The following is a 13693-nucleotide window of genomic DNA, read 5'->3' as shown; positions in this document are numbered from 1 at the left end:
GTTAGTCCGCGAGCGGTGCGCCTGCCGGGGCTCCGCCCGGCACGGGCAGGGACGTCCCGCCGGCGTCGGACCGCGCGCGCCGGGCGGCCAGGACGCGACCCAGGACGTAGACGACCGACACGCTCAGGACGACCATCTCCCCGCCGTCCTCCCAGGTGCCCGCGACGTCGCCGATCCAGGTGTCGCGGACCAGCACGTGGACCTGGTCGAGGACGGCGCCGCAGAAGACGTAGGCGGCCAGCAGGCCGGCCATGCCGAGGCTCGCGCGGCGGTTCTCGCGGTCACTGCGCCGGTGCAGGACCACGGCGGCGGTCAGGGGGACGACGGCGAGCAGGCCCCAGACCATCAGCTCGCCCAGGTCGTCGGCCCGCAGGCCGAGGAAGCCGTCGGAGGGGAACCACAGGTGCGCGGCCAGCCGGTCGGCGAGCCAGGCCCCCTTGTTCTCGTGCAGCCGCAGCGAGTCGTCGGCGAGGGCGCACAGGTAGACGGCGGCGTAGGCCACCCACACCAGGTGCCGGGTGACCCGGCACAGGGCCAGCAGCAGGACGGCGATCGCGGCCTGCTGCACGTAGCCGGCGAGCTCCGCCCAGCCGCCGTCGGTCTCCAGGAGCCACGGGTCGGTGAGGCTCGGCCCGGCGGTCTCGAGCCGCACGACCGAGGCGGTGATCAGCGCCAGGTCCACGGCCACGAGGGCGGCCAGCAGCGGGACCGGCCCGAGCCGCGCGATGCGGGTGCGCAGCGACCGCTCCCGCGCGGTCGCGTGCGTCCCCCGGTCCGCCGCCCGTGCCGTCGTCCGCGTCGTCGTCCGCGTCGTCGTCTGCGTGGTCATGTCCTGCCCTTCCGTCCGGGGTGTGGTCAGCGAGCGGGGGCGGGCGCGGTGTCCCGCGCGCCCGCCGGCGGCTCCGGGGACTCAGCGCCGGCCGTCGCCGGCCAGCACCCCGCCGCGGTGGTCACGGGCCGCACCGGCCTCGAGGGCGAGCAGCGCCCGGCGCAGGGCCGTGCTCGACGTGTGCACCGTGTAGGGGAAGTAGCGCACCTCGACGCCGACCGCGGCGAAGTCGCGCTCCAGCCGGCGCCCCTTCTCCGTGCCGCGCCAGTCGTCGCCCTTGAAGATGACGTCGAAGCCGACCTGGCGCCACGTGTCGACCTTGTCCGGGAGGACCTCGGCGTGGACCTCGTCGACGAGGCGCAGGCTCCGGACGATCTCCATCCGCTCGGCCAGCGGGATCACCGGCGCGCGGCCCTTGGTCAGGACGAGCATCTCGTCGGAGACGACGCCGGCGACGAGGTGGTCGCACTGCTCGGCGGCGTGCCGCAGCAGGTTGAGGTGGCCGATGTGGAACAGGTCGTACGCGCCCGGCGCGTACCCGACGACTCGCGTCATGTGTGTTTCCCCCCGTGACCGGCACGTGCTGCCGATGTCGCCGTCCAGTGCACCAGAGGTGACTACGCGCAGTCATCACCCGAAGGGGTCGACCGGCCGGGTAGACCGCTTCAGCTGGGCAGACGCCCGGCGGACGGTGACGCAGAGCGAGCGACGTGCGCGGTGAGGACCTCGAGCAGGAGCGCGGTGGCCGCCTCGATCCGGGCGAGGGACCGGGCGAAGACGTCCGCGCCGAGCCCGTGCGGGTCCTCGACGTCGTCGTCGCGGGGGCCGGTGCGCAGCGCGCGCAACCGGGGTGCCGCGGTGAGCAGCGTGGCCAGCCGGCCGGCCGGGTCCCGCTCCTGCGGCAGGTCGGCTCCCAGCCGGGCCAGGTCGGCGAACTCCAGCAGCGTGAAGGTGCGCCGCACGACCGCCGGGGCACGGGTCACCACGGCCGACCGCTGCGCCGCCGTCATGGTGAGCACCAGCCCGGCCGACCGCAGCATCGGCGGCTGCAACTGGCGGGCGGCGAACCCGCCGGGGTCGACGCCGCGGGCGGTCAGCAGCGCCGCCATGGGCGGCGCCACCGGCTCGCCGGTGCGCGCGGCCAGGCCGGCGCTCGCCACGGCGGGGCCGGCGGCACCGAGCCCGGCCCGCAGCAGCAGCTCCGCGGCCGGGGACCGGCAGATGTTGCCCGTGCACACCACCAGCAGGTCGCCCTGCGGGAGGGCGCTCACCCGACCGGGTGCCGGCCGGCCACGGCGCTCCCCGGCCGCGGCGACACCCGGACGCTGCCGCGGGCCGGCGCGGTCCCGTCCCCGACCGGACCGTAGGAGTAGGACTCGTCGTCCCGACGGACCTGGTTGAGCACCACGCCCAGCACGGGAGCGGACACCTGCGCGAGGTCACCGAGCCCCTGGGACAGCTGACGGCGGCGGACCCGGCGCACGTTCGCGACGACGACCAGCCCGTCGACGATCCGCGACAGGACGCTGGCGTCGGCCACCGGCAGCACCGGTGCGGTGTCGACCACCACGTGGTCGTAGCGGGCCCGCATCTCGGCGAGCAGGGAACGCATCGCCGGCGAGCTCAGCAGCTCGGCCGGGTTGGGCGGCACCGGGCCCGAGGGCAGCACGGCCAGCCCCGCCGCACCCCACTCCTGGACCACGTCGTCGAGGTCGGCCTGCCCGGCCAGCACCGTGGTCAGCCCGACCCCACCCTCGATGCCGAGCACGTCGGCGACCGTCGGACGGCGCAGGTCGGCGTCGACCAGCAGGACCCGCGCACCGGTCTCGGCGAGGCTCGAGGCCAGGTTGGCCGAGACGGTCGACTTCCCCTCGCCCGAGAGCGCGGACGTGACGACCAGGACGGAGGCGCCGTCGCGGGGGCCGGCACCGTCGCCGCCGGCGACGCGGAGGAACTGCAGGTTGGTGCGCAGCTGGCGGAAGCTCTCCGCCGCCTGGCTGTGGGGGGCCGACGACACCACGACCCGGCCGCTCCTGGCGGGCCACGCGGGGACGTTGCCGAGGACGGGCAGCGCGGTCAGCTCCGAGACCACCGCGGCGTCCCGGACCCGGGTGTCGAGGGCCTCGCGCAGCCAGGCCAGCCCGGTCCCGGCGAGGACCCCGCCGAACAGGCCGGCCAGCAGCGCCAGGAGCACGTCCGGTGACGCGGGACGGGTCGGCACCTCGGCCGGGGTCACGGTCGTGGCCCGCACGGTCGCGTCGCCGGCCTCGTCCTGCGGTGCGATCCGCTCGACGACGGCCGACAGCGAGGTGATGACGGCGTCGGCCAGGGTGGCGCTGCGCTCGGCGGACGCGTCGGTCACCGTCACCTCGACGATCACCGTGCCGGTGGGCACCGTGACCTCCACGCGGCGGGCCAGCCCGACCGCGCTCTCGGAGAGGTCCAGGCGGTCGACCACCGGCTGCAGCACCTCCGGGGTGACCGCGAGCTGGGCGAAGGACTCGACCTGGTTCTGCGCGTAGGTGGACCCCTGGACGAGGTCCGAGGCCGAACTGCCGGACACCAGGGAGAAGAAGGCCCCGGCGGTCGACCGGTAGGTGACCGGCGCGGTCCAGGCGTGGACACCACCGGCGAGCAGGCCCACGACGGTCGCGGCGAGGACCTGTCCCCACCGCCGGCGGAGCACGTCCCAGAGCCCTCGGATGTTCACGGCTGGCACTCCTCGTCTGTCCCCGCGGGTGCGGCGTTCCGGCCGCCGAGGGGTCGCGTCGGCCCGGCCGGCGGCGCCGGGCGGGGTTCCTCGCCGGAGAGTGTGGAGCCCGCTCGGGGCCCGGCGGCGGTGCCGAGGGGCCGCCGCCACCCCATGGGGTCATGCCCGGGTGCCGATTTCGCCGCGACCGGCCGGATCGGCCTGCACGCGGGGTCAGGATGTCCGCCGGACGTCGGGAGGAGGGGGACCGTGGAGCTCAGGGACTGTGTGCGGGCGATCGCCGGACGGTGGGTGTGGGTGGCGGCCTCAGGGCTGGCCGGCGCCCTGCTGGCGGCGACGGTCGGGCTGCTGACCCCGGCCGCCTGGTCGTCGACGGCGACGCTGTACGTGGACGCCGCCGTCGTCGCCGGCCCCCAGGACCCCTCCTCCGCCGCCCGCGTGCGGACGACGGTGCTGCCCTCGGTCGCCGCGCTGGCGTCCGCCTCGTCGGTGCTCGAGCGGGCGGCCGGCACCCTACGGCTCCCCGACTCCCCCGGCGACCTGGCCGCCGACCTCGACGTCACCGTCGAGGAGGACGCCAGCGTCCTGCACGTGACCGCGACGCGCCCCACCCCGGAGGAGGCCGCCGACGTGGCGCGCGAGGTCGGGGCGCAGGTCCGGCGGGCCGCCGGGGACCTCTTCGCCGGGACCGGGGACGGGCCCTCGCTGCGCGTGACGGTGGTCCGGGACTCGGCGGCCCCCGTCCCGGCGTCCCGCCCGGCCACCGTCCTCACCGTCCTCGGTGCGCTCGCCGCGGCCGGTGCCGCCGCGCTCGCCGCCGCGCTGGCCGAGCTGGCCCGGCCGCGGGTGCGCGGGCGCGAGGACGTGGCCCGGCTGACGACCGCGCCAGCCCTCGGCGTGCTCCCCGCCGGCCTCCCCCGGACGCGCTCGGGGAACGCGCCGCGGCGCCCCGAGGAGGTGGCGCGGCTGCGCTGGGCGCTGCGCGCGACCCCTCCCGACGGCGCCGCACACCGCGTCGCGCTCCTCGGCCCCGGGACGACGTCCCTGGCCGCCGAGCTGACCTCCCCGGGCCTGGACGCCGTCCCGGTCGACGGGGCCTCCGGCCTGCTCCGGGCGGGACCCGTCGACTCCGTGGTCGTGGTGGCCGACGGCCGCCGCACCACGGCCGCGCAACTCGAGGAGGCGCTGGCGACGGCGGCGACGGCGGGCGTCCCGCTCGCCGGGGTGGTCGTCGACGGGCTGCTGCCGCCGGGCGCCGGCCCGCGAGCGCTGCTGCGCGCGGGCGCCCGCGGGGACGCGACCTGGCGGCTCGACGGCCGTGCGGGTCCCGGGCACCGGCCGGCGGGCGCGCGGGCGTCCGTGCCGGCCCAGGTCGTGGCCGCGCTCGGTGTGGCGATGGTCGGGTTCACCCGCCCGCTCCCGATGGGGCTGATGGCGGGGATGCTCGCGGCGGTCGCCCTGCTGCCGCTCTGGCTGCCGGTGGTGCGCCGGACCCGCGGCCTGCTGGTCCTGCTCGTCCTGACCGGCGTCGGCCTGCTGTCCGGCGTCCTGCTGGCCCTGGGACACGCCGGTGACCACGGGTTCGTCCTGAACGAGGCGGCGGTGCGGGTCTGCACGGTCCTCGCCACGGTGGGCGGTGTCGGCGTCCTCGTCTGGGCGCGCGGACTGCTGCCGGTGCCCGTCCTCGGCACCGTCTTCGGACTTGCCATGCTGGCCACCGAGCTGCTCGGCGAGGGCGCGGACAACGTCTGGAAGTTCCAGCTGTCGTCCCCGCTCACGGTCGTCGCCCTGTCGCTGGCCGTCGCCTGGGGCCGGCCGGTCCTCACCGTCGCGGTCCTCGCCGTGCTCGGCCTGCTCGACGTCGCCAACGACGCCCGGAGCGCCTTCGGCTTCTGCGTCGTGGCGGCCGCCCTGGTCCTGTGGCAGCGGCGTCCTCTGCGGGAGGGCCCCGTGCGGCCGGGCCGGCGGTGGCTGGCCGTGCCGGTGCTCGGCGCCCTGGGGGCCTCCGGGTACTGGCTGCTCACCCAGCTCATGCTCGCCGGGGCCCTCGGTGCGGACATCCAGCAGCGGACCGCCGTCCAGATCGCCCAGACCGGCTCGCTGATCCTCGGCGGCCGCCCGGAGTGGGCGGCGACCTGGGCCCTGGCGCAGGTCCACCCGTTCGGCTTCGGCCTGGGGACCGTCCCGAACAGCCAGGACGTGCTGGTCGGCGAGGCGGGCATCGCGGTGACGGGCATCCCCACCGCCGGGGACTACCTCGTGCACTACCTGCTCGACGGCGGCGTCGAGCTGCACTCGATCGTCGCGGACCTCTGGGCGGGCCTGGGGCCGGCCGGAGCGCTGCTGGGCCTCGCCATGGGCGTCCTGGTCGTGACCGGGCTGGCCGACCGGCTGGCCCGGCGGCAGGCCTCCGGTCTCGTCTGCCTCCTGGTGCCGATGGCCCTGTGGGGGCTGCCGTTCGGGCCGATGGCGAGCAACGCGGACACGCTCACCCTGGCCCTCGGCCTGCTCCTGCTCCCCCGCGCCGTGCGTGCGTCCGGTGGGTCCCCCGACGGGGGCCGGGACCGGGCGCCGTCGGCGGCGCGGACGCCGGTCCCCGCGTGACCCGGGACACCCGGGGCGCCGCGGGGCTCCAGGACCGGTCCCGGCGCGCCGATGCAGCAGGAGGACCCGTCCGGGGACCGCAGGAGGTGGTGGACGTGACCGGGGTCGACCTCGGGGCCGGCACGGTCGTCGCGGTGCTCACCTACCGCCGCACGCACCGGCTGCCGGCCCTGCTCGGCGCACTCGTCGAGCAGGCTGCGACCCTGGACCAGCGCGCCGAGGTCCTGGTGGTCGACAACGACCCCGACGGCAGCGCCGCCGGCGTCGTGCGCGGCTGGGCCGCACGGGGCGTCCGGTACGTCCACGAGCCCCGGCCGGGCATCTCGGCCGCCCGCAACCGCGCGCTGGCCGAGGCCGCCCGGGCCGACGTCCTGGTCTTCCTCGACGACGACGAGCTGCCCTGCCCCGGCTGGCTGGCGCGGCTGGTCGGCAGCTGGCGGGCGTGGGGCTGCGCCGCCGTCGCCGGGCCGGTCTCCTCGCGGCTGGCGGTGCCGGCCGACGACTGGGTGGCCGGGACCGGGGTGTTCGACCGGCGTCGCGAGACGACCGGCGCGCTCCTCGCCGGCGCGGGCGCGGGCAACCTGCTGCTCGACGTCACCCAGGTCCGGCGGCTCGGGCTCACCTTCGACGAAGGGCTCGGCCTCGTCGGCGGTGAGGACACCCTGTTCACCCACCAGCTGGTGCACCGGGGCGGCGAGCTGCGCTGGTGCGACGAGGCCGAGGCCGTCGAGTCCGTGCCCGCCGACCGGGTGACGCGCGCGTGGGTGCTGCGGCGCTGCTTCCGCTCCGCCGGCTCGTGGAGCCGCGCGGAGGTGTCCCTGGCCTCCGGGCCGGCCGGCCGGCTGGCACTGCGCGCCACCCTGCTGGCCCGGGCCGCGGTCCGGCTGACGCAGGCCGTCCTGGCGCTCGCCGCGGCCACCGCGCGGCGCGACGCCCGCGCACGGGGTGCGGCCGGAGCCACCCTCGCGAGCTACGCGGGCCTGGTCGTGGGAGCCCTCGGTTTCGTCCCGCGCGAGTACGGGCGGGTCCCCGCGGCGCCGGCGACGGGGCGGTCCGGTGCCGTCGCTCGCTGACAGCCCCGGCGCCGGCCCCGCGGTCGCCGCTCCCCCGCCCGCACGGCCGGGCCTCGGCCGGATCGCGGCGCGCGGGGCCGGGGTCACCCTCGCCGGTCAGGTCGCGCGGATCCTGCTGCAGCTCGCCTCGGTGACCGTCCTCGCCCGGCTGCTGAGCCCCGGGGACTACGGGCTGCTCGCGGTCGGCCTGGTCGTCGTGGGGGTCGGCGAGGTCTTCCGCGACCTCGGCCTGTCGACGGCCGCCCTCCGGACCCCGGACCTGACCCGGGCCCAGCGCGACGGCCTGTTCTGGCTCAACGTCACGGCGGGAGCGGCACTGGCCGGGGTCGCGGTGCTCGCCGCCGAGCCGGTGGCCGCGGCGTTCGGGCAGCCGGAGCTGACCGGCATCGTCCGCGTTCTGTCGCTGACCTTCCTCCTCAACGGTCTGGCGGCGCAGTACCGCGCGGGTCTCGTCCGCGAGCTGCGCTTCGGTGCCGTGGCCGCCGCCGAGCTGGGCGCGCAGCTGGCCGGCTTCGCCGTCGCGGTCACCGCCGCGGCGCTCGGCGCCGGCTACTGGGCCCTGGTCGCCCAGCAGCTCGTCTCGGGAGCCGTCGTCCTCCTGCTCGTGGTCGCGCTGGGGCGCTGGCTCCCGGGGCGGCCGCGGCGGCGGGTGGGCCTGTGGCCGCTCGTGCGCTTCGGCGGCGGTCTCACCGGCACCCACCTGGTCTTCTACGTCGGCAACAACCTCGACAACCTGGTGCTGGGACTCACCGCCGGACCGGCAGCGCTCGGCGTCTACAGCCGGGGGTTCCAGCTGCTGATGACCCCGCTCAACCAGCTGCGCTCCCCGGCGACGACGGTCGCCGTCCCCGTCCTGTCCCGGCTCCAGGACGACCACGGACGGTCGGGGGACTACCTGTGCCGCAGCCAGCTGGCCCTCGGGTTCTCCCTGGTGGCCGGGATGGCGCTGGCGGCCGGCACCGCCGGTCCGCTGGTGGACGTGCTGCTCGGCACGCGCTGGGCGCAGGTGGCCCCGGTGCTGGCCCTCCTCGCCGTGGCCGGGAGCGCCCAGACGCTGTCCTTCGTCGGCTTCTGGGTCTACCTGTCCCGCGGGCTGTCGGGTGCGCTGTTCCGCTACACGCTGGTCACGCTGGCCGTCAGCGCCGTGTGCATCGGCGTCGGCAGCCGCTTCGGCGTCGTGGGGGTGGCGGCCGGCTACGCGACGGCGGCGCTGCTCGAGTGGCCGCTGTCGCTGTGGTGGCTGTCGCGCACCACCGTGCTGCCGGTCCGTGCCCTGTACCTCGGCGCGCTGCGGATCGCGGCGTGCGCCGTGGCCGCCGGGACGGCGTCCGCGGCGGCGACCGGTGCGACCGGGGACTGGCCGTCGGCCGCCCGGCTCGCCGTCGGGCTGCTGGCGGGGGTGGCGGTCTACGCCCTCGCCGCGCTGGTCCCGGTGGTCCGGCGGGACCTGGCCGGCGTCGTCTCCTGGGGCCGGCAGATGGTGTCGCGCCGGGGCTGACCACGACCGGGACGCCGCGTGCCCCCGTCCGTCGGGATCGGGGGCACGCGGCGTCGCGGTGTCGGTGCGGGCCGGCTCAGCCGGGGAACCAGGTCTCCCGGACCAGCTCGCCGGCGTCCAGCGCGTGCTCCAGCGAGCGCGCGGCCAGACCGCGCCCGGCGTAGCCCTCGAGCACCCCCGCGATGAGCTCGCCCCGGTGCAGGACCGGCGGCGGCCCGTCGCAGGCGCCGTCCGCCGGCCCGGCGAAGCCGTCGTGGGCGAGGACGATCGCGCCCGGCCGGATGCCCTGCTGCGCCTTGGCGACGCGCTCGGCGACCGTCACGTCCTTCCAGTCCCACGTGGTCGGCCCCCAGAGCACCGGGACCATCCCCGCCGCGGTGACCGCGCGCCAGTTGCGGAAGGTCTGCCGGCCGTACGGGGGCCGGAACCAGCGCACCGGCCGCCCGGTCGCGTCCTCCAGCTCGGCCCTGCCCGCGCGCACGAGCCGGGCCACCTCGTCCGGCGGCAGCGAGGGCAGGGCCCGGTGGTCGACGCCGTGCAGGGCCACCTCGTGGCCGGCGGCGAGGACCTCGTCGAGCAGCGCGCGGTGCCGGCGCACCCGCGTCAGCAGCACGAAGAAGGTGGCGCTCGCCCCGGCCGAGGCCAGGGCGGTCAGCACCTGGTCGGTGCCGCCGGGCTCGGGGCCGTCGTCGAAGGTGAGCACCACCTCGGGACGCGGCGTGCGCAGCTCGACCGCCGAGCCCAGCAGCGTGCCCGCCGTGCGACGTGCGGTGCGCCGGGTGGCGACCGCCGCCGTCCGGGCGCTCGTGAGCGCGTTCACCGGTGTCCTCCTGTCAGCCGCCAGCGGCGGCCGGATCGTCCGTACTCCTCGAAGACCAGGCCGCAGGCGCCGGCGGCCATCCCGGCACCGCGCAGCAGCGTCCGCAGGCCCCGCGCCTGGTGCCGGGCCGACCGGGACACCAGCCCCCAGCCCCAGCGCAGGCCCCCGCCGCCGCCGCGCGCCAGCCCCCGGGCCAGGCCCGAGGCGCGGATCCGCAGTCGCGCCGACGTGCCGGGAGCCAGCCGCAGGTCGGTGAGCACGGCGGCGTTCCCGTGGCTCCACGCGCGGGTCAGCACCCAGGTCCGGGTCATGCGCTCGGCCGGCACCCGGTCGACCACGACGGACTCGTCGCACCAGACCATGCGGCCGCCGGCGCGGGCCAGGGTGCGGCTGAAGAGGGTGTCCTCACCGCCGCCGAGGCCGAGCGCGGGCTCGAAGCGCAGGCCGAGGGCGCGGACCTGCTGCAGGTCCAGGAGCAGGTTGCCGCAGGCGGCGACGTCGATGCCCGTGCCCGTGGGCATGCGGCGGCGCACGAAGAAGCCCCCGGCACGGATCCACGGGTCGAGCTCCCCGGCGTACCCGGCCAGGACGACGCCGGACACGGCCGCGGCACCGGTGGCCGACCACGTGTCCAGCAGGGCGGCCAGCCACCCGGGCTCCGGGCGCTCGTCGTCGTCGAGGAACGCCAGCAGCCGGGCGCCGGCAGCCTCGGTCAGCGCGCGGTTGCGGACGGCGGCGATCCCCGGCGTCGGCTCGGCGGCGTACCGCAGCTCCCCCTCGGCCGCACCGGCCGCCCGGGCCGCCTCGGCCGCCGTGGCGGCGGCGCCGCCGTCGGGGTCGTTGTCCACCACCAGGACGTCGACGACGTACCGGCCGGCCGGCACCTCCCGCGCCTGCTGCACCAGGAGGGGCAGCAGGGCGCGCAGGTCCTCCGGGCGCCGGTAGGTCGGCACGGCGACCGTCACGCGCACCGTGCCGGGCCGGGCGGCCGGCACCGGCGGCGCCGGCGTGGGGGCGGTCACGCGCGGCCCGCCGTCGCCGCGGGGCGGAGGGCGGGGACGGACCCCAGGACGATGCCGGCCAGCAGCTCCTGGTAGCGGGAGGGCGCGTGCCGGTCGCGGGCGGTGGCGGCGTCCTCGAGGGCCGCCCGCCGGAACGCCGCCCAGCCGGCCACCACGCGCTCGACCGCGTCGGCCCACGCCTCCGGGCGGTCGGGAGGGACCGCCTGCGCGGACGCGTACCCGGCGGCGGCCTCCCGCAGGCCGCTCGTGGCGCTCACGACGAGCGGCCGCGCCGCGAGCACGGCCTCGACCGCGGTGTTGCCGAACGGCTCGTCGACCACGGAGGGCACCAGCACGACGTCGGCCGCGGCCAGGTGCGGCCACACGTCCCGGTCGAAGCCCAGGAACCCGACGCGGTCGCCGGACCCGACCTCGGCGGCCGCGGCGCGCAGCTCGGCCTCGAACCACTCGTAGCCCTCGAAGACCGAGCCGAGGAGCTCGAGCCGGGCGTCCACGCCGCGGGCGAGCAGCTCGCGCAGCGCGGCGAGCGCCACCTGCGGTCCCTTGCGCGGCGAGAGGCGACCCACGAACAGCAACCGGACCGGGCCGTCCAGCGCGGCACGGGCGGCAACGGCGGTGCCCGGACCGCGCACGCCGTTGTAGAGCACGGTGCTGCGGGCCCGCAGCCGCGGCGCGACCTCGGTCAGCACGTCCAGGCTGAAGCGGCTGTTGACCGCCACCGAGTCGGCGAGGGCCGGCGCCAGCGCCATGCCCCGGCGCAGCAGCCGCGGAGCGGTCCGCTCGGCCTCGTGCACGTGGCACACCACCCGCCGGCGGGCGAGCCTGGCCAGCAGCACCCACGACGGGATGGTCAGCGTGCTGACGTAGACCCCGCCGGTCCCGTACCGGCGCAGCAGCCGGTAGGCCGGCACCAGTCCCCGGACGGCGTCGCCGAGCAGCCGCGCCGCGCCGCGGGGCCGCAGGGCGGCCTTGCGCAGCACCGGCACCGGGCAGTGGACCACCCGGGCGCCGCGGACCTCGAGCTCGGCCTGCAGCGGACCCGGCCCGGGCAGGGCGACCGTCACCTCGGCCCGCGCCGCCAGCGCCTCGACCGACTCCAGCAGCACCCGGTCGGAGCCGTAGAGCTCCGCGCCCGGGTGCACGACCAGGACGGCGGGACGGCGGACCGTCCGCCGGGGGCCGCCCACCAGGGCCGGCAGGGCGAGCGCCAGCCCGGACAGCGAGCCGGCCACGGCCGCCCCGAGCAGCTGCGGTGAGCGGAGCAGCTGCCGCCGTCCTCCGCGCAGGAGGACCTCCCAGCTGACCGCCGGGGTGCTGGCGATCCAGCGCAGCAGCCGGCGCCGCGGGAGGTGGCGGGCGGCGAAGCCCAGCCGGTTGCGGCAGTTGTAGCGGTAGTAGAGGGCGGACTTGGCGCGGCCCCGCACCCGCACGCCGTGGGTGCCGCCCTCGTCGTGCACCGCGGCGAGGTCCTCGCGCAGCACGACCGTGCCGCCGGCGGCGACGGCCCGGTAGCCGAGGTCGACGTCCTCCCAGTACAGGAAGTAGTCCTCGTCGTACCCGCCGATCCGCGTGAACAGCTCGTCGTGCACGACCACGCAGGCGCCGCACAGCCAGTCGCCGGGGTCGTCGGTGCGCGGCCCGGCAGCGGCCGGCCGGCGACGGACCCGGCCGTCGCGCAGGTCGGTGCGCGCGGCCAGGAACACCACCTCGCCGTCGGAGGAGAGCAGCCGCGGGCTGATCATCGACATCGGCTCGCGCAGGCTGTGCGCCCGGAGCTCGGCGACGACCGCCGGGGTGATGACCGCGTCGGGGTTGAGGAAGAGGAAGGTGCGGCAGCCCAGCTCCCGCGCGGCCGCGACGCCGGCGTTGCAGGCCGCGCCGAAGCCGCGGTTGTCCGGCATGGCCACGACGGACCAGCCGCAGGCGGCCCCGAGCTCCTGCAGCGCGCGCCGGTCGGCCGCGGAGGAGAGGTTGTCGACGACGACCACGCGCACGTCGGGGCCGGGGAGGCCGGCCGGGGCCAGCGTCCGCCGGAGCAGTTCCGCGCTGCCGTAGGAGACGACGACGACGCCCAGCGGGGCGTCGTCCGCGGCAGGTCCGGGCGGCGGTGGCAGCACCGGGAGGGCGACCGCCGTCACCGGCCCGGCCCTCGTCGTGCCGTGCCCGTCCCGCCCCGTCGGCCGCCGTCCACCGCAGATGACCCCTTCCCCCTCCGGGCGGTGGCCTCCGGCCACCGCGATCCCGTCGGCCCATGGTCCGGGGCGCCCGCCGGCACGTCTTCCCTCGGCGGGGTGACCTCCGGAGCGCGCCCAGGACGCGACGAGCGGACCGGCCTGGCAGGCCGGTCCGCTCGTCGGGACGTTCCCGGGGCCGGCGGGGTCTCCCCCGCCGGCCCCTCCGGTCACGGCCGGGTGCCGGCCGCTCCCACCCACACGTCGTCGACGCGCAGCACCTGCGTGCCGGTCGAGTTCGCCGAGTGGTAAAGGTCGGTCCGCACCGTGCCGGCCCGCTGGAGCGCCGGGGAGGTGTCCGTCGCCTGGACCTGCCAGTCGGCGGGCTCGGCGGTGCCCGCGGCCCACACCTTCGCCCGCAGGGCCGTGGTGCCGGCGCCCTGCGTCTCGAAGCGCACCGTGAGGACCGTGCCGGGCGTGTAGGTGCCCGCCAGGCGGTAGGAGCTCAGCGCGGTCTCCGTCCCGCTGACCGTCCGCAGCAGCGTGGCCGTCACCGAACCGGTTGCGCTGTACCGCAGCTGGACGCTGTACCGGCTGGACCCGCCGACGTTGCGGGTCACCAGGGACACGTAGCTGCCCCCGCCGGTGGGCGCCTGCTGCAGGACCACGCCGGCCTGCACCGCCACGTCCTGCACCGTTCCGGGGAGCTGGGCGCTGATGCCCGCCCCCGGGGCGGCGGCGAGGCGGCCGGCCCCGTCCGCCACGGTGGCGTTGGCGAGCAGCCCGGTGACCAGCCAGGCCCCACCGCGGTCGGCGGTGCCCCAGCCGCCCGTGGCCGTCCGCCCGAAGGCGTCCCGGGCCAGCGAGGTGTCCACGGGCTGCTCCGGCGCCGGGGGTGCGGTCACGGTCACCGCGCGGGTCGCCGTGCCGGTGGCACCGGCCGCGTCGGTCACCGTCAGCCGGACC

The 13693-nt window shown here is 77.8% G+C and carries 10 protein-coding genes and 1 pseudogene; 3 read left to right on the top strand and 8 right to left on the bottom strand.

All coding sequences use genetic code 11. From position 1 onward, the window contains the following. Nucleotide 1: 1 nt before the first annotated feature. From HLV61_RS18250 to HLV61_RS18235, 4 genes are all read right to left on the bottom strand, one after another. Nucleotides 2–829, bottom strand: a complete 828-nt coding sequence (locus tag HLV61_RS18250) for a hypothetical protein (protein WP_369257942.1) — start codon at nt 827–829, stop codon at nt 2–4. A gap of 81 nt (nt 830–910) precedes the next feature. Next, nucleotides 911–1384: an adenylyltransferase/cytidyltransferase family protein gene (locus HLV61_RS18245; protein ID WP_369257940.1), complete on the bottom strand. Its 474-nt coding sequence runs from the start codon at nt 1382–1384 to the stop codon at nt 911–913. A 110-nt stretch (nt 1385–1494) separates the two neighbouring features. Then, nucleotides 1495–2100, bottom strand: a complete 606-nt coding sequence (locus HLV61_RS18240; protein ID WP_369257938.1) for an arsenate reductase/protein-tyrosine-phosphatase family protein — start codon at nt 2098–2100, stop codon at nt 1495–1497. After that, nucleotides 2097–3539: a polysaccharide biosynthesis tyrosine autokinase gene (locus HLV61_RS18235; protein ID WP_369257936.1), complete on the bottom strand. Its 1443-nt coding sequence runs from the start codon at nt 3537–3539 to the stop codon at nt 2097–2099. The genes HLV61_RS18240 and HLV61_RS18235 overlap by 4 nt, the downstream gene beginning before the upstream one ends. 249 nt (nt 3540–3788) lie before the next feature. On the opposite strand from HLV61_RS18235, the gene HLV61_RS18230 reads away from it, so the two are divergent. The 3 genes from HLV61_RS18230 to HLV61_RS18220 all read left to right on the top strand — a co-directional run bounded on the left by HLV61_RS18230 (nt 3789) and on the right by HLV61_RS18220 (nt 8714). Continuing rightward, nucleotides 3789–6143 carry a hypothetical protein gene (locus HLV61_RS18230; RefSeq protein WP_369257934.1) on the top strand — a complete coding sequence of 785 codons (2355 nt, stop codon included), beginning with the start codon at nt 3789–3791 and terminating at the stop codon, nt 6141–6143. A 95-nt stretch (nt 6144–6238) separates the two neighbouring features. Continuing rightward, nucleotides 6239–7216, top strand: a complete 978-nt coding sequence (locus HLV61_RS18225; protein ID WP_369257932.1) for a glycosyltransferase family 2 protein — start codon at nt 6239–6241, stop codon at nt 7214–7216. Beyond that, nucleotides 7200–8714: a lipopolysaccharide biosynthesis protein gene (locus tag HLV61_RS18220; protein WP_369257930.1), complete on the top strand. Its 1515-nt coding sequence runs from the start codon at nt 7200–7202 to the stop codon at nt 8712–8714. The genes HLV61_RS18225 and HLV61_RS18220 overlap by 17 nt, the downstream gene beginning before the upstream one ends. A 76-nt stretch (nt 8715–8790) precedes the next feature. On the opposite strand, the gene HLV61_RS18215 is transcribed toward HLV61_RS18220, so the two are convergent. The 4 genes and pseudogenes from HLV61_RS18215 to HLV61_RS18200 all read right to left on the bottom strand — a co-directional run. Continuing rightward, nucleotides 8791–9534 carry a polysaccharide deacetylase family protein gene (locus HLV61_RS18215; protein ID WP_369257928.1) on the bottom strand — a complete coding sequence of 248 codons (744 nt, stop codon included), beginning with the start codon at nt 9532–9534 and terminating at the stop codon, nt 8791–8793. Continuing rightward, nucleotides 9531–10556 (bottom strand): glycosyltransferase family 2 protein, encoded by a 1026-nt coding sequence (locus HLV61_RS18210; RefSeq protein ID WP_369257926.1) that lies wholly within the window; start codon nt 10554–10556, stop codon nt 9531–9533. The genes HLV61_RS18215 and HLV61_RS18210 overlap by 4 nt, the downstream gene beginning before the upstream one ends. Next, complete coding sequence (locus tag HLV61_RS18205) at nt 10553–12694, bottom strand: glycosyltransferase (RefSeq protein WP_369257924.1); 2142 nt, start codon at nt 12692–12694, stop codon at nt 10553–10555. The genes HLV61_RS18210 and HLV61_RS18205 overlap by 4 nt, the downstream gene beginning before the upstream one ends. Before the next feature lie 263 nt (nt 12695–12957). After that, nucleotides 12958–13693, bottom strand: a pseudogene (locus tag HLV61_RS18200) (PKD domain-containing protein); the annotation flags it as partial.

Origin of the sequence: Geodermatophilus amargosae, assembly GCF_041028265.1 — a bacterium.
GTDB lineage: Bacteria > Actinomycetota > Actinomycetes > Mycobacteriales > Geodermatophilaceae > Geodermatophilus > Geodermatophilus amargosae_A.
Note: the sequence above shows the minus strand (reverse complement) of the source record. Positions and strands in the feature narration are given on the sequence as shown.

Bases quoted from the DNA above. Each gene is read 5' to 3' on its own strand.
- HLV61_RS18245 (WP_369257940.1), bottom strand. From the start codon at position 1,384: ATGACGCGAGTCGTCGGGTACGCGCCGGGCGCGTACGACCTGTTCCAC.
- HLV61_RS18250 (WP_369257942.1), bottom strand. From the start codon at position 829: ATGACCACGCAGACGACGACGCGGACGACGACGCGGACGACGGCACGG.